General features: G+C 72.0%; 18 protein-coding genes and 1 riboswitch. Of the genes, 7 read left to right on the forward strand and 11 right to left on the reverse strand.

Annotated elements, in window-relative coordinates:
- Nucleotides 1-42: 42 nt before the first annotated feature.
- Nucleotides 43-2097, forward strand: a complete 2055-nt coding sequence (locus OG842_RS27480) for a bifunctional glycosyltransferase 87/phosphatase PAP2 family protein (protein ID WP_266737154.1) — start codon at nucleotides 43-45, stop codon at nucleotides 2095-2097.
- Between the two features lie 132 nt (nucleotides 2098-2229).
- Here the strand turns inward: OG842_RS27480 and OG842_RS27485 are convergent, their stop codons facing one another.
- Together OG842_RS27485 and OG842_RS27490 are read right to left on the reverse strand one after the other, a co-directional pair.
- The gene (locus OG842_RS27485; RefSeq protein WP_266737152.1) at nucleotides 2230-3261 is read right to left on the reverse strand and encodes an AEC family transporter; all 1032 of its coding nucleotides are present in this window, start codon (nucleotides 3259-3261) and stop codon (nucleotides 2230-2232) included.
- Nucleotides 3262-3333: 72 nt separating this feature from the next.
- Entirely contained in the window at nucleotides 3334-4584 is a 1251-nt protein-coding gene (locus tag OG842_RS27490) for a cytochrome P450 (RefSeq protein ID WP_266737151.1), read from the reverse strand.
- A 280-nt stretch (nucleotides 4585-4864) separates the two neighbouring features.
- Here OG842_RS27490 and OG842_RS27495 point away from each other — a divergent pair, with 280 nt between their 5' ends.
- Nucleotides 4865-6034, forward strand: coding sequence for a steroid 3-ketoacyl-CoA thiolase (locus OG842_RS27495; RefSeq protein ID WP_266737149.1), 1170 nt, complete (start codon nucleotides 4865-4867; stop codon nucleotides 6032-6034).
- 113 nt (nucleotides 6035-6147) lie between these two features.
- Nucleotides 6148-7461, forward strand: coding sequence for an alpha/beta hydrolase (locus OG842_RS27500; RefSeq protein ID WP_266737147.1), 1314 nt, complete (start codon nucleotides 6148-6150; stop codon nucleotides 7459-7461).
- Nucleotides 7462-7578: 117 nt separating this feature from the next.
- Here OG842_RS27500 and OG842_RS27505 read toward each other — a convergent pair whose 3' ends face one another.
- From OG842_RS27505 to OG842_RS27540, 8 genes are all read right to left on the reverse strand, one after another.
- Complete coding sequence (locus OG842_RS27505; RefSeq protein ID WP_266737145.1) at nucleotides 7579-8388, reverse strand: hypothetical protein; 810 nt, start codon at nucleotides 8386-8388, stop codon at nucleotides 7579-7581.
- Nucleotides 8389-8579: 191 nt separating this feature from the next.
- A complete protein-coding gene (locus OG842_RS27510; RefSeq protein WP_266737143.1) occupies nucleotides 8580-9020 on the reverse strand; it encodes a transglycosylase SLT domain-containing protein in 441 nt (146 codons plus the stop codon).
- A 320-nt stretch (nucleotides 9021-9340) separates the two neighbouring features.
- Complete coding sequence (locus OG842_RS27515) at nucleotides 9341-10159, reverse strand: ECF transporter S component (RefSeq protein WP_266737141.1); 819 nt, start codon at nucleotides 10157-10159, stop codon at nucleotides 9341-9343.
- Nucleotides 10156-11868 carry an ABC transporter ATP-binding protein gene (locus OG842_RS27520; RefSeq protein ID WP_266737140.1) on the reverse strand — a complete coding sequence of 571 codons (1713 nt, stop codon included), beginning with the start codon at nucleotides 11866-11868 and terminating at the stop codon, nucleotides 10156-10158. The genes OG842_RS27515 and OG842_RS27520 overlap by 4 nt, the downstream gene beginning before the upstream one ends.
- A complete protein-coding gene (locus OG842_RS27525) occupies nucleotides 11865-13034 on the reverse strand; it encodes an energy-coupling factor transporter transmembrane component T (RefSeq protein WP_266737138.1) in 1170 nt (389 codons plus the stop codon). Before OG842_RS27525 ends, OG842_RS27520 begins: the two co-directional genes overlap by 4 nt.
- Complete coding sequence (locus tag OG842_RS27530; protein ID WP_266737137.1) at nucleotides 13031-13717, reverse strand: SCO2322 family protein; 687 nt, start codon at nucleotides 13715-13717, stop codon at nucleotides 13031-13033. Before OG842_RS27530 ends, OG842_RS27525 begins: the two co-directional genes overlap by 4 nt.
- Nucleotides 13714-14988 carry a prenyltransferase/squalene oxidase repeat-containing protein gene (locus OG842_RS27535; protein ID WP_328512559.1) on the reverse strand — a complete coding sequence of 425 codons (1275 nt, stop codon included), beginning with the start codon at nucleotides 14986-14988 and terminating at the stop codon, nucleotides 13714-13716. Before OG842_RS27535 ends, OG842_RS27530 begins: the two co-directional genes overlap by 4 nt.
- 114 nt (nucleotides 14989-15102) lie before the next feature.
- A riboswitch (cobalamin riboswitch) is annotated at nucleotides 15103-15240 on the reverse strand.
- 210 nt (nucleotides 15241-15450) lie between these two features.
- Nucleotides 15451-16491, reverse strand: coding sequence for an MBL fold metallo-hydrolase (locus tag OG842_RS27540; RefSeq protein WP_266737133.1), 1041 nt, complete (start codon nucleotides 16489-16491; stop codon nucleotides 15451-15453).
- A gap of 280 nt (nucleotides 16492-16771) precedes the next feature.
- Here OG842_RS27540 and OG842_RS27545 point away from each other — a divergent pair, with 280 nt between their 5' ends.
- Both OG842_RS27545 and OG842_RS27550 read left to right on the forward strand, forming a co-directional pair.
- Nucleotides 16772-18232 (forward strand): aldehyde dehydrogenase, encoded by a 1461-nt coding sequence (locus OG842_RS27545; protein ID WP_328512560.1) that lies wholly within the window; start codon nucleotides 16772-16774, stop codon nucleotides 18230-18232.
- A complete protein-coding gene (locus OG842_RS27550) occupies nucleotides 18232-18465 on the forward strand; it encodes a ferredoxin (RefSeq protein ID WP_328512685.1) in 234 nt (77 codons plus the stop codon). Before OG842_RS27545 ends, OG842_RS27550 begins: the two co-directional genes overlap by 1 nt.
- Nucleotides 18466-18508: 43 nt before the next feature.
- Here the strand turns inward: OG842_RS27550 and OG842_RS27555 are convergent, their stop codons facing one another.
- Nucleotides 18509-18832: a hypothetical protein gene (locus OG842_RS27555; RefSeq protein ID WP_328512561.1), complete on the reverse strand. Its 324-nt coding sequence runs from the start codon at nucleotides 18830-18832 to the stop codon at nucleotides 18509-18511.
- A gap of 548 nt (nucleotides 18833-19380) precedes the next feature.
- On the opposite strand from OG842_RS27555, the gene OG842_RS27560 reads away from it, so the two are divergent.
- Together OG842_RS27560 and OG842_RS27565 are read left to right on the forward strand one after the other, a co-directional pair.
- On the forward strand, nucleotides 19381-20409 hold the full coding sequence (locus OG842_RS27560; RefSeq protein WP_266737129.1) for an urea transporter: 1029 nt from the start codon (nucleotides 19381-19383) through the stop codon (nucleotides 20407-20409).
- A 9-nt stretch (nucleotides 20410-20418) separates the two neighbouring features.
- The gene (locus tag OG842_RS27565) at nucleotides 20419-20724 is read left to right on the forward strand and encodes an urease subunit gamma (protein WP_266419767.1); all 306 of its coding nucleotides are present in this window, start codon (nucleotides 20419-20421) and stop codon (nucleotides 20722-20724) included.
- Nucleotides 20725-20733 lie beyond the last annotated feature (9 nt).

Below are 20733 nucleotides of genomic sequence, written 5' to 3' on the forward strand. Positions count from 1 at the left end.
ATCGAGGGGCGGGCACCGGAACGGCGGGAGGGCCGGCGCGGCGTGGCGAATGCGGAGCACAGTGTGCGTGGAGATCCGGCGACCGGAGCGAGGACCGGGGCGGCCCGTGTCCTGCTCTGGCTGGTCGTGGCGGCGCTGGCCGTACGGCAGATGGCGGTGGTGATAGGGCAGCCACCGGCTGAACGGCTCACCGATCTGACGGCCTGGCTCAGCGGGAAGAGCGTCCTGCGCGTGCCGGGGTCGCTGTACGACAGCGACCGGTTCACCGGCACCCCGTTCGCCGGGCTGGTGCTGAAACCGCTGATCCGCAGCGCGGAACAGAACCTGGGCGTCGTCTGGACCTTCGGCTCGCTGCTGCTCGTCGCCGCGCTGGGCATCGTCGCCGCACGTGCGCTGCCGGGGCCGGTGGCCCGCCGCACCGCGCTGCTGGCCGCGCCCGTCGCGATCAGCCTGCTGATGCTCTCGCTGCCGGTCCGCAACGCGCTGCACCTGGGGCAGACCAGCGTCCTGCCCGTCCTGCTGGTGCTGCTGGGCTGTTCCGCGGTCCGCGGGGAACGTGCCCCGGGCGTCCTGATCGGGCTGGCGGCCGCGCTTCAGCCGACCGTGCTGCTCTTCGCCGTGCTCCTCCGGCTGACCGGGCGCCGGCAGGCCGCGTCGACCGGCGGCGTGGTGTTCGCCGTCTGCACGGTGCTCGCCTGGGCCGCGCTGCCAGGCGACTCGTGGACGTACTGGGTGCACCATGTCGCGGGCTCCGGGCTCGGCGGCAGCGCGGACAGCCTCGCCAACCAGTCCCTGCACGGCGCCCTGCTCCGGTTCGGGCTCACGGGCCCGTTGGAGGTCGCGCTCTTCGTGGCGCTGGCGGCCGCCGTCTGCCTCCTCGGGCTGCGCCGTGCCGCCCGGTACGCGGGCGACGGGCAGTTGCTCCTCGCCGTCGCCGTGACCGGCTGCGTCGCCGTCGCCGTCTCGCCGACCGCCTGGCAGTACCAGCTGCTCTGGGTACTGCTCGCCGTGGTCGGCCGGGTCGGGAGGCGGGCCCGCGACCGGCTGGTCTGGCCCGCCGTCGTGGTCCTCGTCATCACGCTGCCGGGGACGGTGCTGCTGCCGAACATCGAGGCGCTCTTCCCCTTGCGTGACAACGTGCTGCTGATCGCCGCGCTCGCCGCGGCCTGCGCCGTGCCGTTCCTGCCGCGCACCTCGGAGTGCTGGCAGCACCCGGTTCCCACGGACCGCGCCGCCCCGGTCCCGGCCCGCCGGAGCCGGATTCCGCTGCTGCCGTTCTGGCGGCGGGTGCCGAACCGGCCCAACCTGCTGCTGGAACTGCTCCTGATCAGAGTCGTGTACTCCGCGTACGCCCAGGTCAGGCTCGCGGCGACGGCCGGCCGCGCCACCGCCGAACACCACGGCCGCCAGATCCACGCCGTCGAGCAGTGGCTGCACATCGACATCGAACACCGGGTCAACCGCGCGGTCGTGGACGTCGGCTGGCTGAGGGCCTTCTTCGACTACTACTACTCGACGTTCCACTTCATCGCGCCGCTGGCGATCCTCGGTGCGCTCTACGTACGGTGCCCCGCCGAATACCGCTGGGCCCGCAGCACCATCGGCTCCGCCACACTGCTCGCGCTGGCCGGCTTCTGGCTCTACCCGCTGGCCCCGCCGCGCCTGATGCCGGGGCTCGGCTTCATCGACACGGTCCACGGCGTCCAGGACTTCGCGAAGCCGGACTACGGGAGCCTGACCGCGATGACCAATCAGTACGCGGCGATGCCCTCGCTGCACTTCGGCTGGTCGCTCTGGTGCGGTGTGGTCGTCGTCGCGCTGGCCCCGAGGGCTTGGATGAAGGCGCTGGGGCTGCTGCACCCGCTGTTCACGGTCTCCGCGATCGTCGCCACGGCCAATCACTGGGTGCTGGACGCGGTGGGCGGAGCGACCGTGGTCACGCTCGGTTTCGCGCTCACCCATGCGCTGGCCGGGCCGCGGAGGCTGCTGCCGGTGGCCGTACCGGCGGCGGCCGAGCCGCGGGACGGCCCGGAGCGGCCGGCGCCGGTGCCGGAACCGAGAGCGACCGACGAGGCGCTGGGCAGCAAGCAGCCCTGACAGCGCCGACGGGCCGAGGCCCCGGAGGGCCGAAGGGGTGCCGGGACGAACACATCGTCCCGGCACCCCTTCGGCGTGGATCGCCGCCTGACCAGCATCCGCCCGCCGGCCCGAGTCCGCCACTCGAACGGCTCAGGGGGCGGTCGTTCCCAGGGCCCAGGTGGCGAGGGAGAGCGTGCCCATGGAGACCACCGTCGAGGCCACCACGGCATTGCGGGCCGGCCGGGTGTCCAGACCGTACTGCTGGGCGTAGATGAAGGCGTTCTGAGCGGTCGGCAGCGCCGAGCAGAGCACCACGGCGAGCAGTTGGTGTTCCGGCAGATGCAGCAGCGGGCCGCCGACGGCCAGGGCCGTCAGGGGCTGGACCAGCGTCTTGAGCGCCACCGCCACAGCGACCTCGGCACGCGCCGCGCGCTCCGGCCGCGCCGTGTTCTGTGCGACTTCCGCCGAACCGGGGGCGGCCGGGCGGGCGTTCAGGGACAGACCCAGTGTGATCAGGGCCGTCGGCACGGCGGCGGCGCCGAGCAGATCGCAGGAGTGGGCGAGCGCGTGCGGCAGCCGCAGTCCGAGCGCGGACACGGCCACCCCGAGCAACGAGGCCATGATGATGGGGTTGCGGACCGGCATGGTCAGCATCCGCCGGAACACGACCGCCTTCCCGGAGCCCGGCTTTGTCCCCGCCCCCGTCCCCGAGTCGAGCAGCGCGAGGATCACCGGGGAGACCAACAGGACCTGGAACAGGATGATCTGGGCGACGAACGACGCGTCACCGAGGACCTGGACCGCCACCGGGATGCCGAGATTGGCGGAGTTGACGTAGCCCGACGTCATGCTGCCGATCGCCCGGTCCGCCGTACCCCGTCCGAAGAGCCGCCCGGCCGCCAGGAACCCGAGACCGCAGACCAGCGCGGTGCCCGCCGCGAAGGCCACCATCGAGGCGTTGGCGAAGGTGTTCAGCCGGGCCCCGGAGACCATGGTGAACAGCGCGGCGGGCATGGCCACATGGAAGACGAACCGGCCGAGCACCGCCTCCGCCTGCGCACCGAGCAGTCCGCTGCGGCCGACCGCGTAACCGATCGCGGTGAGTATCCAGATGGGCGCGAAGGCGGAGAGCAGGGCGTGCATGCCCGCCATGATCCTCGCGCCGTTGTGCGCCTCCCGCACGGGGGTTCGGCGGGAGGCGCGTCTCCGGCGCAGGATTCCGGCGTACGTCTCCGGCGCACGGACGGCAGCGGGTCAGCTCCTGGTGGTGCTGACCTGAAGCTGCTTGATCCCGTTGAGCCACGCCGAGCGCAGCCGCCGCGGATCGCCGACCAGCCGCAGATCGGGCAGTACGTCCGCGATCGCGTTGAAGATCAGGTTGATCTCCATCACGGCGAGGGACTTGCCGAGGCAGAAGTGCGGCCCGCCGCCGCCGAAGCCGAGGTGGGGGTTGGGATCGCGGCTGATGTCGAAGGTCTCCGGGTTCTCGAAGACCTCGGGGTCGTTGTTGGCCGACGAGTAGAACAGCCCGACCCGGTCCCCCTTCTTGATCCGCTGCCCGCCCAGTTCGGTGTCCTGGGTGGCGGTCCGCTGGAAGGAGACCACGGGCGTGGCCCAGCGGACGATCTCCTCGGCGGTCGTCTCCGGGCGCTCGCTCTTGTAGAGCTCCCACTGGTCGGGGTGGGTGAGGAAGGCGTGCATGCCGTGGCTGATGGCGTTGCGGGTGGTCTCGTTGCCGGCCACCGCGAGCAGGATCACGAAGAAGCCGAACTCGTCGGAGGAGAGGTTCCCCTCGCCCTCCGCGGCGACCAGCTGGGAGACGATGTCCTTGGCCGGGCACTCCTTGCGGGCGGCCGCCAGGTTCATCGAGTACGAGACGATCTCCATGGCCGCCTCGGTGCCGACCTCCTCGGTGATCGCGTACTCGGGATCGTCGTACGCGGCCATCTTGTTGGACCAGTCGAAGATCTTGGACCGGTCCTCCTGCGGTACGCCGATGAGTTCCGCGATCGCCTGGAGCGGCAGCTCGACGGCGATGTTGGTGACGAAGTCGAACGATCCGTCCTCGTCGGCGGAGGCGAGCGCGGTCTCGACGATCGAACGGGCGCGGTCGCGCAGCGCCTGCTCCAGGGAGCGCACCGCCCGGGGGGTGAAGCCTCGCTGGACGATCTGGCGGACCCGGGTGTGCTCGGGCGGGTCCATGTTCAGCATGATCAGCTTCTGGACCTCGATCTGGTCCCGGCTGATCGACTCGTTGAAGCGGATGACCGCGGTGTTGGTGTTCGAGGAGAACAGCTCGGGGTGGGTGGAGACGTACTTGACGTCCGCATGCCGGGTGACGACCCAGTAGCCCTCGTCGTCGAAACCCGAGATGCCGGTCGGCTGGGCGCACCACCAGACCGGTGCGGTCTGCCGCATCTGCGTGAACTCGGGGTGCGGGATGCGGGCTTGGAGCAGATCGGGATCGGTGAAGTCGAACCCTGCGGGCAGATGGGGGCAGGACATCGGCAGCTCCAGGTCGGTCCGAGGGCCGCCCGGACGTTGCCTGACGACCCATCAGATGTTGACGGAAAGGTAGTAACGAGTTCTACAACTGGCAAGAGCGGCGGTCCGTTCTGTTGCGTGAAGGGTGAGTGAGGCCGGTATGAAGTGGTGCGCAAGGGCGTGCAGCACTCTTGCGTACCGGGGGTAAGCCTCATAAGACTGCTTGCAGAACTAGAACGCGTACTAGTTCCATCCGCGGGCGCCGGGACGCCCCTGCGGAAGTGCGAGGAGAGGACGAGTCATGGCCGCGGAACCCGTCATCGTCGAAGCCGTACGCACCCCCATCGGCAAGCGCGGAGGGGCGCTCGCCAATCTGCACCCCGGCTACCTGCTGGGTGAGACCTACCGAGAACTCCTCGGCCGCACCGGCATTCAGGCCGACTGCGTCGAACAGATCGTCGGCGGCACCGTCACCCACGCCGGCGAACAGTCCATGAACCCGGCCCGCAACGCCTGGCTCGCCGTGGGCCTTCCGTACGAGACCGCCGCGACCACCGTGGACTGCCAGTGCGGTTCCTCGCAGCAGGCCTCCCACATGGTGGCCAACATGATCGCGGCCGGAGTCGTCGACGTCGGCATCAGCTGCGGCGTCGAGGCCATGTCACGGGTGCCGCTGGGCAGCGGTTCCAAGCACGGACCGGGCAAGCCCTGGCCCGACGAGTGGAACGTCGATCTGCCCAACCAGTTCGAGGCCGCCGAGCGCATCGCCCGCAAGCGCGGACTGACCCGGGAGAACGTCGACTCGCTCGGGCTGATCTCGCAGGAACGGGCCGCCGTCGCCTGGGCCGAGGAGCGGTTCAAACGGGAGACGTACGCCGTCCAGGTGCCGACCACCGAGGAGGAGCAGGCGGCCGGACAGGGCATGTGGCGCCTGGTCGACCGGGACGAAGGGCTGCGCGACACCACCATGGAGGGGCTCGGCCGGCTCAAGCCGGTCATGCCCACCGCCATCCACACCGCGGGCAACTCCTCGCAGATATCCGACGGTGCCTGCGCGATCATGTGGGCCTCCAAGCGGATGGCGCGCGCGCTCAAGCTCAAGCCGCGCGCCCGGATCGTCGCCCAGGCCCTGGTCGGCTCGGACCCGCACTTCCACCTGGACGGGCCGATCGACGCGACCCGCGCGGTGCTCGGCAAGGCCGGGATGTCGCTCAAGGACATCGACATCGTCGAGATCAACGAGGCCTTCGCGTCCGTGGTGCTGAGCTGGGCGCAGGTCTTCGAGCAGGACCTCGAAAAGGTCAACGTCAACGGCGGAGCCATCGCGCTCGGCCACCCGGTGGGTTCCACCGGGGCCCGGCTGATCACCACGGCGCTGCACGAACTGGAGCGCCGCGACAAGGAGTTCGCGCTCATCGCGATGTGTGCGGGTGGCGCGCTGGCGACCGGGACGATCATCCAGCGGCTCTGACCGGAAGCGCACGCGGAGGGGTGACCCCCGGCCCGGGGGTGTCGTCAGGTGTACCCCGGGCCGGGGGGCCACGCCGATGTCGGCGCGGCGCCCGGCCGCATAGCGTCGCGGCCATGGACAACGACAACATCCGTACGGAGCACCGGACTTCACGCAATCGGCGACGCATCGCCCGCCGGACGACGGCGGCCGCCGCGGTGATGGTCCTGGCCGCCCTCGGCATCGCACCGGCCGTGGCGCAACAGCCCGGAGGGACGCCCGGGGCCACCGGGACACCTGGGGTGCCCGGGGCGCAGCACCCGTACACCGCGCACGGCAGAGGAACCCTGCTGAGCGTCACCCCCGTGGCCGACCTCGACCGCGCGGACGTCGCCCGGTTCCTCGCCTCGGGCGGCATGGACACCGGCACCGTCCGCCACGGACTGCGCGCCTACCGCCTCACCTACCGCACCGTCACCCCCCAGGGCGCGCCCACCACCGCGACCGGCCTCCTCGCCCTGCCCAAGGGCGGCCCCCACCGGCTCGACCTGGTCTCCGACACCCACGGCACCATGGCCCACCGCGACTACGCACCCTCCGTCGGCGAGGACTTCGGCCGCTACGCCCCGTACCTCCACGCCTCGGCGGGCCGTGCCGTCGCCGCGCCTGACTATCTGGGCCTCGGCAAGGGGCCCGGACGCCACCCGTACATGGACACCAGGTCCTCCGTCACCGCCTCCGTCGACATGCTGAGGGCCGCCCGCACCGCCGCGCGGCGCCTGGACCGGCCGCTCACCGGCGATGTGTACGCCAGCGGCTTCTCCCAGGGCGGCCAGGTCGCGATGGCCCTGGGCAAGGCGCTCGACGGCGGCGCCGACCGGCACTTCAGGCTCCGGGCGCTCGCCCCCGTATCGGGCCCCTACGACATCGAGCACGCGGAGACACCCGCCCTGTTCGACGGCCGGGTCAACGACATCAGCGCCGTCTTCTACATGTCGTACTACCTCACCGCGCAGAGCAGACTGCACCCGCTCTACAAGGACCCCTCCGAGGCGTTCCGGAAGCCGTACGCCGCGATCGTGGACGACCTCTTCGACACGAACCACACCGAGGAGGAGATCATCCCGGCCCTGCCCGCGACACTGAAGGAACTGCTCACCGACGACTACTACCGCCGGCTCCAGCACCCCACCGGCGGACTGCTGGCCGCGGCGCGCGCCCAGGACGGCAACTGCGCCTGGAAGCCGGACGTTCCGGTGCGGCTCTACTCCTCGTCCGGCGACACCGACGTCCCGATCGCCAACGCCCGCCACTGCGCCGCAGATCTGGCCGCGCGGGGCGTCGACGCCCCGGTGGTCGACCAGGGCGGGGCCGACCACAACACCACGTACATGAAGTCGGGTCCGCAGATCGTCCGCTGGTTCGACACGGTGGCCGCGCGGCGCTGAGCGAGCCGGCCCGTGGGGCGGGAGGAGCCGGGGGAGAGCAGGGGGAAGCGAGGGGTGTGGGGGACCCCGGCCGGTGCTCCGGCCGGGGTCCGCGTCGTCGGGGCGACGGGGCGTGCCTCAGTACGGCACGTGGGTGGGGAAGGTGGCGGTGGGGCTGAACAGCGCCGCGTATCCCTCTTCGCGGCGGTGCCGCCCGGACCGGCTGACGTCCGCGACCGGGTGCGCGAGCGTGATCAGCCCGTCGTTGGCGAGTTCCTGTACGCGCATCAGCAGTGTTCGTACCTCCAGGCCGAGTTCGGCGGCCACCGTCTGCAGATCGAGGCCGGATTCCCAGCTCCACAGCAGCACGGAGTCCATGCTCGGCGACCAGATGACGGTGTGCTCCACCTCGGCAGGCGGAGACTGAGCCGGGATGTGGGCCAGGACCCCGGTTGTCGCCGGGGCCGGAGCCGGCGCCGGAATCGGCGTCGGAGCCTGTGCGGGTGTCGGAGGCGCGGCCGGAGTGGGGGGTGCGGCCGCGGTCACGCTCACGGCCGGTGTCCGGGCCGGGGCGGGCCGCGGTGCGTCCGGCGGCGGTGCGGGGGTCTCGTCGGCCGGGTGCGGCACGGCGCGTCGGGGTGTGGCGGACGGCTTCCCCGCCGGTTCGCCCTTCGTCGGCGAGGCCTGGCTCAGGAGCTCCTGGGCAAGGGACCGTGCGTCACTGCGGCCGACGGTGCGTCGTGCTAATCGCACCTCGCGTTCGTTCAGGCCCATCAAGTCAGCGATCGAACCGTCGTCGCCGACCGTGACGGCGAAAGCGGCCAGCGTTCGGCTCCGCTCCGCCTGTGTCTCGTCCAGCACCGCCTGTGCGCGGCGCATACGTTCGTCGCTGGCGCAGAAAGCTTCCGCCAGGACGCTGTTCCGCTCCCAGATTTCTCGTGGTTCCACGGAAGAGACAACGCGCCGGTCGCCGCTGGGAAAGGACGGGCGACCCAAAAGCCCCTAAATGGACTAACGCGTAATTAAGTTGGCCAAGTGATGTCAAGCGCCCTGTTGACTCGGGCGGGTGAGGTCGGGTACGGCGAAGGCCCCGACCGGTGGTCGGGGCCTTCGGGTCTGCCTGCCTACGAACCGTCGGTTCAGTACCAGTGGTTGGCCTGCCAGAACGACCAGGCGCCGCACGGGCTGCCGTAGCGGGAGTTCATGTAGTCCATGCCCCACTTGATCTGGGTGGAGGGGTTGGTCCTCCAGTCGGCACCGGCGGCGGCCATCTTCGAGCCGGGCAGGGCCTGCACGAGACCGTAGGCGCCGGAGGAGGCGTTGGTCGCGGTGTGGTTCCAGCCGCTCTCGTGCTGGACGATGTTGCTGAAGCACTGGAACTGCGCGGCGTCGCCGATCATCGCCCTCGCCGTGGCCTGCGCGCTCGCTCCGACGGACGTCGGCGCGGCGGCCGGAGCGGCCATGGCCGGCGTGACACCGAGGCCCAGACCGGTGGCGCCGAGGAGTACGGCGGCGCCGGCGACGGCGGACTTGCGGCGGGCGGTGCGGGGCTTGGCGAGGATGTTGCGGGCGAACGACACAGAGAGTCCTGACGTCGGGTACGGGGGAGTCGCGGGCCGGTCCGGATCGTGCGGTCGTGCTGGTGGGCCGGTCTTCGTCGACCGCGGTCCGGTTCGGCGGACCCCGCGGTGCTCGGCGACTCATCCAGTGTTAGCGGCGGCGTTCAGCCATGGCAACGACCCCGGATGCGAGCCCGTCTCGTACCCGGACCGAAGGGCCCCGGTCCGCCCCGACCGACCCGAAGGCGTCATGGCAGGTCGGATGGGGCGCCGAGCGGGCCCCACGATTCACGGCCGACCACTACCCCGCATAGTGGAGGACCAAGGGCCTGTGGGAGCCCTCACTCGCGGGGAGCGTCAAATGTGACCTGGGCCTCGAAGTTGGCGCGGCGGGTGGCCCGTCGCAGCGCCTTCAGCAGCGCCGGACCGACGGCCAGCGTCAGTACCGCGGTGAGCACCGCCCGGCCCAGGTCCCAGCCGAGCGAGGTGGCCGCGCAGTACGCGAGGAAGCGGACCAGGTTGTCCGCCAGCGGATCGCCCGCGTGGAACGAGATGCCCGAGCCGGCCGGGGGCACGATCGTCCAGCCGTACAGGTTCATCACCGTGCCGTACGCGAACGACGCCACGAAGCCGAACCCCGCCAGCATCAGCAGCTCTCCCCGCCCGCGCAGCCGGTCCGGGCCCGGCAGCAGGCCCGCGCCCATCGCGAACCAGCCCATCGACAGCATCTGGAACGGCATCCACGGCCCCACCCCGCCGGTGAGCAGCGCGGAGGCGAACATCGTCACCGAGCCGAGCACGAAGCCGAAGCCGGGCCCGAGCACCCGGCCGCTCAGCACCATCAGGAAGAACATCGGCTCCAGCCCGGCCGTGCCCGCCCCCAGCGGCCGCAGGGCCGCGCCGACCGCGGCCAGCACCCCCAGCATCGCCACCGCCTTCGCGTCCAGACCGGAGTCCGCGATCATCGCGACGACCACCCCGACCAGCAGCGGCAGCAGCGCGGCGAACAGCCACGGCGCGTCCTGCGAGTGCGCCAGACCGGCACCGGGGTCGGCCAGCAGCGGCCAGCCGAACGCGACCACCCCGATCGCGCTGATGAGGACGAGCGCGGCGATCGCGCGCGGCCCGAGCCGTACCGGCCGCACCTGGCGGCCGCTCATGACGGCTCTCCCAGCGCGGCACGCACCTGGGCCACGGTCAGCCACTCCTGCGGGGCGAGGATCTTCGCGGTCTGCGGGGCGAACGCCGGGGACGAGACCACCACCTGCCGGGTCTCCCCGTCCGCGACGACCTCCCCGTCGGCGAGGATCACCACCCGGTGCGCCAGCTCCGCCGCGAGCTCCACATCGTGCGTGGCCAGCACGATCGCGTGGCCGTCGGCCGCGAGGCCCCGGAGCACCCCGACCAGCCGGGCCTTCGCCGCGTAGTCCAGGCCACGGGTCGGCTCGTCCAGGAGCAGCAGCGGGGGCCGCGCGGTGAGCACGACGGCCAGGGCGAGTGCGAGGCGCTGGCCCTCGGAGAGATCGCGGGGATGGGTGTCGTCCGGTACGCCGGGCAGCAGCTCGGAGACCAGGGCCCGGCAGCTGCCGGGGGCGGCGCCCGCGTCGCTGTCCGCCGCGGCGCACTCGGCGGCGACGGTGTCCGCGTACAGCAGATCGCGCGGTTCCTGCGGTACGAGCCCGACCCGGCGCACCATCTCGCGCGGCTGGGTGCGGTGCGGGGCCCGGCCGCCGACGAGGACGGTGCCGGTGGTGGGCTCGACCATGCCGACGAGGGCGGCCAGCAGGGTGGACTTGCCCGAGCCGTTGCGGCCCATCAGGGCGACGGTCTCGCCGGGGGCGACGGTGAGCGTCACCCGGCGCAGCGCCTCGACGCGCCCGCGCCGTACGCCGAGCCGTTCGACCCGGGCCGTGACGTCGGCGACCGGCTCGGGCACATCGGCCGTCCGCGCGCCGCGCCCCAGCAGCCGGGCCAGGACACCGCGCCGCACGGGGGAGGGGCTCAGCGGCACCGGGGCGGGAGCGGCCACCGGCCCCGGAGCGGGCGGACGCACCGGCGCCAGCCGTTCGCGCAGGTCCGCCGCCCGGCGCCGGGCATCGCGGACCGAGAGCGGCAGCGGCTCCCACCCCGCCAGCCGGCCCAGCGCGACGACCGGCGGGCGGACCGGGGAGACGGCCATGACGTCCGCGGGCTCGCCCACGACCGGGGCGGCGCCCGGCGACGGCAGCAGGACGACCCGGTCCGCGTACTGCACCACCCGCTCCAGCCGGTGCTCCGCCATCAGGACCGTCGTACCCAGGTCGTGCACCAGCCGTTGCAGCACGGCGAGGACCTCCTCGGCCGCCGCCGGGTCCAGGGCGGACGTCGGCTCGTCGAGTACCAGGACCTTCGGGTGCGGGGTGAGGACGGAACCGATCGCGACCCGCTGCTGCTGACCGCCGGAGAGCGTGGCGATCGGCCGGTCGCGCAGCCCGGCGAGCCCCAGCAGGTCCAGGGTCTCCTCGACCCGCCGCCGCATCACGTCGGGGGCCAGGCCCAGCGACTCCATGCCGTACGCCAGCTCGTCCTCGACCGTGTCGGTGACGAAGTGGGAGAGCGGGTCCTGGCCCACCGTGCCGACCAGGTCGGCGAGTTCACGCGGTTTGTGGGTACGGGTGTCACGCCCGTCGACCGTGACCCGGCCGCTCATCGTGCCGCCGGTGAAGTGCGGCACCAGACCCGAAACGGCACCCAGCAGCGTCGACTTGCCGACCCCGGACGGGCCTACGAGCAGCACCAGCTCGCCCTCGGGCACGGTCAGGTCGACCCCGGACAGGGTGGGGCGCTCCGTCCCTTCGTACCGCACCGAGACCTGCTCGAACCGGATCACTGGATCTCCTTGGAATTCGCCGCGCCCACCGGCGCACCCACCGTCGGCGGCACCGGCGCCACCACCGCGGGCAGCAGCCCGATCAGCACCGCCGCCGCGGGCCACAGCGGAAGCACCGGCGCGACCAGCGGGACGACCCCGGGGTGCAGCGCCGCCTCGTCGACAACGCTCGCCCAGATCATCGCCACCGCCACCGCGACTCCCGAACCCGCGACCAGCCAGGCCCGCGCACCCCACCGGTCGGGCCGGTAGCGGGTACGGACCGAGCGGGCCCCGCCGAGCCGCAGCCCGGCCATGGCGGCGACGAGCCCGGCGATCAGCACCGGCAGCCCGTACACCGCGCCCTGCGCGGCCAGCAGCCCGTACGTACCGGCGCACACCCCGAGCAGCCCGCCGAGCGTGAGGACGTTCGTGGTGCGGCGGACGGCGGGCGGGACCTGGGCGGTGCGCCCGTAGCCGCGCGCGTCCATCGACGCGGCCACCGCGACCGACCGCTCCAACGCGCCCTCCAGGACCGGCAGTCCGATCTGGAGGACCGCCTTGATGCCGCCGGTCGGACGGCCCCGCAGCCGCCGTGCGGTGCGCAGCCGCATCACGTCGGCGACCATGTTCGGCGCGAACGTCATCGCGACGACGACGGCGACCCCCGCCTCGTACAGCGCGCCGGGCAGCGATTTCAGCAGCCGGGCCGGGTTGGCGAGCGAGTTCGCCGCCCCGATACAGATCAGCAGCGTGGCCAGCTTCGCCCCGTCGTACAGCGCGAAGAGCAGCTGCTCGGTGGTGACCCGGCCGCCGATCCTGACCCCCTTCGCCCAGTCGGGCAGCGGCACTTCGGGGAGCGTGAACACCGTGTGCGTACCGGGGATCGGCGAACCGAGGAAGACGGAGAAGACGAGCCGCACACCGACCACGAACAGCCCGATCCGGATGAACGCCCCGTACGAACGGGCCCACGGCGCGTCCGTGCGGCGTGCGGCGACCACATAGCCGGCCACCGCGATCAGCAGCCCGAGCAGCAGCGGATTGGTGGTCCGGGACGCGGCGGTGGCGAGTCCGAGCGCCCACAGCCACCACGCCCCGGCGGGCAGGGCGTTGCTCCGGGTCGCTTCGGGGGCGCGCAGCGGACGCCGGCGCGCCAGGACGGCGGAGCCGGTCTGGGCGGTCATCCGCGGCGGCGGCGGGACTGCACGACCGCGGCGATGCCGAGCAGGAGTACGGCACCGACACCGACGAGCACCCCGGCGGACGGGCCGGAGGAGCCGCCGGAGCCGGAGGACGCGGCGGACCCGGCCGGTGTGGCCGAGGCGGACGCCGATCCGGCAGGCGTGCCCTGCCCGTCGCCGGAGACCTGTTCGCCGCAGCCGGAGCCCGGGTAGCCGGTGATGGCGCAGAGCATCGCGTCGCTGCTGTAGCGCAGCGGCTTCGCCACCGAGGCGAGCGCCTCCGCGGCGCTCGCGTCCGGGGCGACCCGCGCACACGCGGTACGCGGCGCGGGCGGAGTCTCACCGGCCGGGGCGTCCGCGGCCGTGCCCGGGTCGATGACGAGCGCTATTCGCTTGGTGCCGTCCTTCGCCGGGGTGACCGCGCAGATCTTCGCGAAGTCGGGGGCGCGGCGAGGCTTCGCCGAGTCCTGGGAGTCCTCGCTGACCGAGAACCGGAAGCCCTGCACCGCCCCGTCGTCCGGCCGCACCAGGGACGGGCCCTGGGTGGCGTACGTCCAGTCGGAGCCGGAGCTCTCCCAGAACGACCAGTACCGGTAGCCGGCCGCCTGGGCCGGTCCCGCGCCGAGCACGGCCAGGACGGCGCCCAGGACCACCAGCAGCGCGGTGGTCCGTCCCGCGCGCCTCACGGCTGCCTGTTCTTCCGGCGACCGCTGATCAGGAAGAACGCGATCGCGGCGAGGACGAGGCCGATGCCGATGTACCACCACACGCCCCCGATCACGTCGTCGCCGCTGTGGACCTGGTCCTTCTCCGTGGGCTCGTACCCGGTGTCGGCGGACGGGTCGGGCGTCACCACGGCGGCGGGCTCGGGGCCGGCCGCGTTCAGCCGGGCGACCAGGTCGACGCCGCCGAAGTCCCGGGCGTTGTTGCCGGTCGCGTGGGCGGCAAGGATCAGCTGGGCGTAGGCGGCGGGGCCGCTCCGGGCGGCCCAGTCCGCGGAGTTCTTCTTCAGCCAGGAGATGGCCCCGGCCGCCTTGTCCTGGTGGCCGGCCGCGGAGAGCGCGACGACCGCGTCCGCGGTGTTGCCGAAGTCGGGCTGCGGGGTGGTGTCGGTGGCACCGGGCATCGGCGCCTGGTTCAGGTGGCCGCTGCCGGCGAGGGCACCGGTGAGGTAGTGGGCGCCGTTCTGGGCGGCCTGCTCGGGCGTGAGCCCGGGACCGGGCCGGCAACTGGGCGCCTTGCCTGCGGCGTTGTTCCCGACCGCCATCGCCTTGCCCATCGTGCCGAGCACGGCGGCCGCGGTGGCGTCCGCGTTGGCGGCGAGCCCGCCCTTCTTGTCGGCCTGGTACGCGAAGGCACCGCCGTCCTTCCCGCCGCACGGGATCGCGAGCGCGAGCAGCGGGTCGTAGGGGGTCTTGCCGCCGGGCGTCGTGATGTCCGCGAGCCGCTGCCCCTGGCGGGCGAGGGCGCCGATCACCAGGGAGGTGGAGTTGGCGTCAGTGGGCGCGCCCGCGGTGTAGCCCCAGCCGCCGTCCTCGTTCTGCACGGACTTCAGCCAGCGCACCGAGTTGTTCACGGTCTCGCGGTGCCCGCCCACCTCGACCAGGGCCTGGGTGGCGGCCGCGGTGGCATTGGTGTCCCGCACGGTCTTCGCGTCGCACGGCTTGGCGGCATCGGGCCGGAACGCGGCGTAGGAACCGTCGGCGCACTGCTGGGAGATCAGCCAGTCCACCGACTTCGCGGCCGGGGTGACCCCTTCGAGCCGCTGGGCGAGGAAGGCCATCGACTGCCGCCACACGCCGTCGTAGGTGGGGTCCGCCGTGCCGTACAGCCCGGAAGGCAGCGCGACGGACGGCGAGGGCGACGGGGACGGCGCTGCCACCGCGACCGGCGCAGCGGCCGCGCAGAGCACGGCGGCGGTGGCGGCGAGCGTTGCTGCGCTGCGACGTACGGTCATGGCGGGCGGGGCCTCTCCTGCGGGGTGAACCGGGCACAGGCACGCTCAGGCACCAGGCTCCGGCTCCGTATACCTCGACGGTGCCGACCACCGGGGGATCCGGTGGTCCGAGCCGGTCACGACCGCGGACAGGGCATTCCGACTCACCGCCTGCGAAGACGGTTCACGGCTGCGTGGTCAGTGCCGGATTCGCACCGGCTTCCCCCTGAACGGGCATGATGACGACCCGCACACTGTACCGGGCGGGTCCGGGCGGGGGCCGGGCCGGGAGGAGCGCCCCCTGATCACACCGAGACGTACATCACTCCGTTCCGCTCCGCACCGCAGGTCGCGCTCGCACCGCGAGGCACGCGACGGTCACACCGCGCCGCACCCCACCGGACCGCCACGCCTCACACCGTGCCGCACGCCACCGGACCGCCACCGCTCACACCGCGCCGCACGCCACCGGACCGCCACGCCTCACACCGCGATGTACGCCACCGGATCGGCCCCCGGCACCGCCTCCGCGCGCCCGAGCTTCACCAGCCGCCGCAGATGCGCCTCCGCCTCCGAGACGGCGATGTTCCGGGAGCCGTGCGGGATCTGCTCCCAGGGCCGGTTCCACTCCATCCGCTCGGCCAGCTCCCACGGTGTCAGCGGCTCCGCCAGCAGCCCGAGCAGCCCGGTCAGCCGCTCCTCGTGATGCCCGAGGAGCTCCCGTACCCGCCCCGCCGCATCGGTGAAGGCGTATTGGTGGGCGGGCAGCACCTCGGCGGCCCCGAGCCGGCCGATCCGCTCCAGCGAGTCGAGGTAGTCGCCGAGGGGGTCGGTGGCCGTGGCATCGTCCGGGTCCTCGTACAGCCCGATGTGCGGACTGATCCCCGGCAGCAGGTGATCCCCCGAGAAGAGCCGCCCCCGGCCCGGCAGATTGCCCGGGTGCTCCTCCTCCAGGTGCAGGCACACATGCCCCGGCGTGTGCCCCGGCGTCCAGATCGCCCGCAGCCTGCGCCCCGCCAGATCGAGCAGCTCACCGGGGACGATCTCGCGGTCCGGGAGCGCGGCCCGCAACCCCGGCAGCGTCCGCATCCGGCCCCCGTCGGCCGCGGCGGCCCGCAACGGCGCGAGATGCTCCTCGGGCGCTCCGACCGCGGTGAGCTTGGCCGCGAGATAAGTCAGCCACCTGCCGGGTTCGGACTCCCGGGTACGGCGCACGATCGCGGTGTCCGCCGCATGCATGGCGATCCAGGCCCCGGAGGCCTCGCGCACCTGCCCGGAGAGCCCGTGGTGGTCGGGGTGGTGGTGGGTGATGACCACCCCGTGGATGTCGGCCATCTCTGTGCCGACGGCGGCGAGCCCGGCACAGAGCGTGTCCCAGGCCTCGGGATCGTCCCATCCGGTGTCGATCAGGACCGGTCCCCGATCGGTGTCCAGGACGTGCACGAGGGTGTGGCCCAGCGGATTGTCCGGGATGGGCACCTTGATGCTGTGCACGCCCCCGCCGTGGTCGGTCACCTGCGTCATGGAGGTCCCCATCTCTCTCGGCGACGTGCTGCTGCGATCCGTCGCGCCCGCGTGTGGGTGCGTCGGGCCCACTGTAACGAGAACTTGTTCCAGTAGTAGCCCCGGTCGACCATCTCGTTCGGGGTGCTGTCACGGACGTGGACACCTGGAACTGGAACTGGTATCAGTTCTGACACAGAGTCAGATCCTGGGTCGGGCACCCGGTCGGATACCGAGTCGGATGCCGATCCGGACCGGACGCCGATTCGGGCAACGCACCGCGCCGCGGGAGGCAGCAGTCATGACCGAGCTTGTCGAACACGGAAAACTGTTCATCGGCGGGGAGCTGGTCGATCCGCTGGGCCGGGACACCATCGAGGTCGTCTCGCCCCACACCGAGCAGGTCATCGGCCGGGTGCCGCATGCGTGTGAGGCGGACGTGGACGCGGCCGTCGCCGCCGGGCGGCGGGCGTTCGACGAGGGGCCCTGGCCCCGGATGAGCCTGGACGAGCGGATCGCGGTGGTGACCAGGATCAAGGACGCGTTCGCCGTCCGCTACGAGGAGATCGCCCGGGTCATCAGCTCGGAGAACGGCACGCCGTACACGTCGAGCGTCATGGTGCAGGCCCTCGCCGCGATGATGGTGTGGGACTCGGCGATCACCGTCGCCCGCGAATTCGCGTACGAGGAGCGGCGGACCGGGGCGCTCGGGCCGCTGCTGGTGCGCCGGGAGCCGGTCGGGGTGGTCGCGGCCGTGGTGCCGTGGAACGTTCCGCAGTTCACCGCCGCCGCCAAGCTCGCGCCCGCGCTGCTGGCCGGCTGCTCCGCCGTGCTCAAGGTCTCGCCCGAATCGCCGCTGGACGCCTACATCCTGGCCGAGATCGCCGCCGATGCCGGACTGCCGGAGGGCGTGCTCTCCATCCTCCCGGCCGACCGCGAGGTCAGCGAGTACCTGGTCGGGCACCCCGGCATCGACAAGGTGTCGTTCACCGGGTCGGTGGCCGCCGGGCGCCGGGTGATGGAGGTCGCCTCCCGCAATCTCACCCGGGTCACCCTGGAGCTGGGCGGCAAGTCCGCCGCCGTGATCCTCCCCGACGCCGATCTGGACGCCGCCGTCGCGGGCATCGTCCCCTTCGCCTGGATGATCAACGGCCAGGCGTGCGTGGCCCAGACCCGCATTCTCGTACCGCGCTCCTGCTACGACGAGACGGCGGAGGCGTTCGCCGCCGCGGCGGGTGCGCTGAAGGTCGGCGACCCGCTCGACCCGGCCACCGAACTCGGCCCGCTGGTCGCGCGGCGCCAGCAGCAGCGCTCGCTGGACTACATCAGGATCGGGCAGGACGAAGGCGCCAAGATCCTTACCGGTGGCGGCCGTCCGGCGTCCCAGGAACGGGGCTGGTACGTCGAACCGACCCTCTTCGGAGACGTGGAAAACTCCATGCGCATCGCCCGCGAGGAGATCTTCGGCCCCGTCATCTGCCTGCTGCCGTACGGCGACGAGGACGAGGCCGTACGGATCGCCAACGACTCCGACTACGGCCTCAGCGGCAGCGTCTGGACCGCCGACACCGAACGCGGCATCGACATCGCCCGCCGGGTCAGGACGGGCACGTACAGCGTGAACACCTTCAGCCTCGACATGCTCGGCCCGTTCGGCGGGTACAAGAACTCAGGCCTGGGGCGGGAGTTCGGGCCCGAGGGCTACGGCGAGTACTTCGAGCACAAGATGATCCACCTGCCGGCCGGATACGAGGGGGCATGATGGGGGACCGCTGGGCCGTCGAGGTCGACCGGAGCATCTGCATCGGCTCCGGGATGTGCCTGAACCACGCGCCGGGCCGGTTCGCGCTGGACTCCGCCCGGCAGTCGCGCCCGTCGGACCCGGAGACCGGCGCCGACGAGAAGGTCCTCACGGCCGCCGAGGGATGCCCGGTCGAGGCGATCACGATCACGTTGATCGGGACGGGGGAGGTCGTCTTTCCGCCGGAGGACTGAGGGCTGACGAGTGAGAACTGAGGACCGAGGGCTGTCCGGCGGGTCACTTGTCGAAGACGAACGAGATGTGGTCGTCATCCAGGTACTTGATATCGACCTCGCAGCCTTTCTGTACCTGCGACGAGCGGCGGGCAAGGATGGTTTCCCGGCCTTCCACGTATTTGGTCTCGCCGTCCTCGTGCCATGAGAGCCGGTATTCGATGGTGATGGACCCGCCGTCATATTCGGCGACGCGGCGAACGTCCTCCACCAGGGCCCGAATGTCCCGGCCATGTGCATCGATCATTCGGTCGCGGAGGGAAAGGTGGATGATATAGGAGACGGTGCCCACGGCGATGGCGGCGGAAAAGATGTAAACGAACAGCATGGCGGCCCCCCCGGGTGAGTATTTCTGCGGTCCCGATTCGGTGGCCGCGGTCCGACCCCGTCGTCGGTGTGCGGGCGATGCGGCGCGCGCACACCGGTGGCGGGGTCGTGTCATGTTGCCGAGATGACTTTATCGTTGAAGTGGCGCGGGACCGCAGTCCATCGGGTGACCCCGGTATTGACCGGTGCCGGCAATGCGTAAGTGTTCCCGGTCGAAATGCCTGAGTGCGCGGTACGGGAAGGCATGTGGCTGCGACTTCCCGGTTCCGTCAAACGATCGGTCAAGCAACAGGTACGAAACGTTCAACCTCTGACCAAGGATCCCTCGGACGCGGGGCCGAAACACTCCGCAGGGCGCCACGCAGGTGCGCCCCTCATCTGCGGACATGTCTGACCGTGTTCGTGTCGTCACGTTGAGATGCGCCAACTCGGCACCGTTGTCGGGTTGTTGCCGGGCGTACCGTCTCAACAGATTGTTGATCAAGATCCCGATCCCCCGGGGTGCCGGAGGGGTACGGGTCAATTCGCCATGTCCTCAAAGGAGATGACATGCCCGCAGCGGAACAGGCGGCGCCGGGACCGGACCGGCCTTCTCTCCGCGCCGGACTGGTGCAACTGCGCGGCGTTGCCCAGGTGGCACTCGTCTCCAGCCCCTGGTCCGGGCTGCTGTTCACCCTCGCGCTGTTCACCGGCGGCTGGCGTATCGGGGTGTACGGCCTGCTCGGCGCCGCCTCGTCCGCCGGGGCGGCGGTCCTGCTGGGTGCCGACCGGCAGGGAGTGGGCAAAGGGCTTCAGGGCTACTGCGGTTGCCTTACCGGCATCGCCCTCGTCGTACGGCTCGGCGCCTCGTGGCAGACCGCGGTGCTGGCCGTGCTCGGTGCGGCCGTCTGCTCGGTGCCGGCCGCTGCCGCGGGGCGGCTCCTCGCTCCGCTCGGGCTGCCGGTCCTGACGGCCCCTTACTGTCTGGTCGCCGGAGCGTTGACGATCGCGCTGCCCGGCGCCCCGGTCACCGCGGGCGTGGCCGCCCGGGTTCCGGGGTTCACCGAGCTGACGGCCGCCGAGGCCTGGCACGCGTTCTGCAACAACATCGGCCAGATCTTCTTCCTGGACAACTGGTACGCGGGCCTGATCCTGCTCGCCGGGCTCCTCGTCGCCTCCCGGACCGCGGCCCTCGCAGCGGTCTGCGGCAGCGTTCTCGCGCTGCTCACCGCCTGCGCGGCCGGGCTGCCCGCGGACAGGATCACCGAGGGCCTGTACGGCTACAACGCGGTGCTCTGCGCGATCGCACTGGCCGCCACCTTCCTGACCCCCACCCCGTGGACCACCGGGTACGCCGCGCTCGCCGCCGTGGCCTCGGTCCCCTTCAGTGCTGCCTGGGAAGCCTTCGCCCAGCCGTCCGGCACAACCCCCTTCACCTGGCCGTTCACCGTGACGACCTGGCTCTTCCTGGCCGCCGCTCCGGCCCTGGACCGGCCCGGGTTCTCCTTCGGGAGACAACTTCGAGAAACAACTCAAGAAAGCAACTCCGAGAAACGCCTCCGAGAAACGCCTTCGAGGAAACTCCTTCGAGAAAGCTGACGTGACGCCATGAACCTCGCACCGCGGGAAATCGACAAACTCCACGTCTACGTGGTCGCGGACCTGGCCCGCCGCCGCAGGGACCGGGGGACCAAGCTCAACTACAGCGAAGCCGCCGCCCTGATCACCGAGGCCGTCCTGGAGGCCGCGCGCGACGGCCACACCGTCGCCGAATGCATGGAGCTGGGCCGCAGGGTCGTCTCGGGCGACGACGTGATGCCCGGCGTACGGGAGATGCTCACCGTCCTCCAGGTCGAGACGGCCTTCGTCGACGGGACGAAGCTGGTCACCTGCCACGACCCGATCAGCGCCTGAAAGACCGAG

The organism is Streptomyces sp. NBC_00376 (genome assembly GCF_036077095.1).
GTDB lineage: Bacteria > Actinomycetota > Actinomycetes > Streptomycetales > Streptomycetaceae > Streptomyces.

What these genes read in the sequence shown, in the direction of transcription:
- OG842_RS27490 (WP_266737151.1), bottom strand. Translation starts at nt 4,584, where the DNA reads ATGTCCTGCCCCCATCTGCCCGCAGGGTTCGACTTCACCGATCCCGAT.
- OG842_RS27495 (WP_266737149.1), top strand. Translation starts at nt 4,865, where the DNA reads ATGGCCGCGGAACCCGTCATCGTCGAAGCCGTACGCACCCCCATCGGC.
- OG842_RS27500 (WP_266737147.1), top strand. Translation starts at nt 6,148, where the DNA reads ATGGACAACGACAACATCCGTACGGAGCACCGGACTTCACGCAATCGG.
- OG842_RS27515 (WP_266737141.1), bottom strand. Translation starts at nt 10,159, where the DNA reads ATGAGCGGCCGCCAGGTGCGGCCGGTACGGCTCGGGCCGCGCGCGATC.
- OG842_RS27525 (WP_266737138.1), bottom strand. Translation starts at nt 13,034, where the DNA reads ATGACCGCCCAGACCGGCTCCGCCGTCCTGGCGCGCCGGCGTCCGCTG.
- OG842_RS27535 (WP_328512559.1), bottom strand. Translation starts at nt 14,988, where the DNA reads ATGACCGTACGTCGCAGCGCAGCAACGCTCGCCGCCACCGCCGCCGTG.
- OG842_RS27540 (WP_266737133.1), bottom strand. Translation starts at nt 16,491, where the DNA reads ATGACGCAGGTGACCGACCACGGCGGGGGCGTGCACAGCATCAAGGTG.
- OG842_RS27545 (WP_328512560.1), top strand. Translation starts at nt 16,772, where the DNA reads ATGACCGAGCTTGTCGAACACGGAAAACTGTTCATCGGCGGGGAGCTG.
- OG842_RS27550 (WP_328512685.1), top strand. Translation starts at nt 18,232, where the DNA reads ATGGGGGACCGCTGGGCCGTCGAGGTCGACCGGAGCATCTGCATCGGC.
- OG842_RS27555 (WP_328512561.1), bottom strand. Translation starts at nt 18,832, where the DNA reads ATGCTGTTCGTTTACATCTTTTCCGCCGCCATCGCCGTGGGCACCGTC.
- OG842_RS27560 (WP_266737129.1), top strand. Translation starts at nt 19,381, where the DNA reads ATGCCCGCAGCGGAACAGGCGGCGCCGGGACCGGACCGGCCTTCTCTC.
- OG842_RS27565 (WP_266419767.1), top strand. Translation starts at nt 20,419, where the DNA reads ATGAACCTCGCACCGCGGGAAATCGACAAACTCCACGTCTACGTGGTC.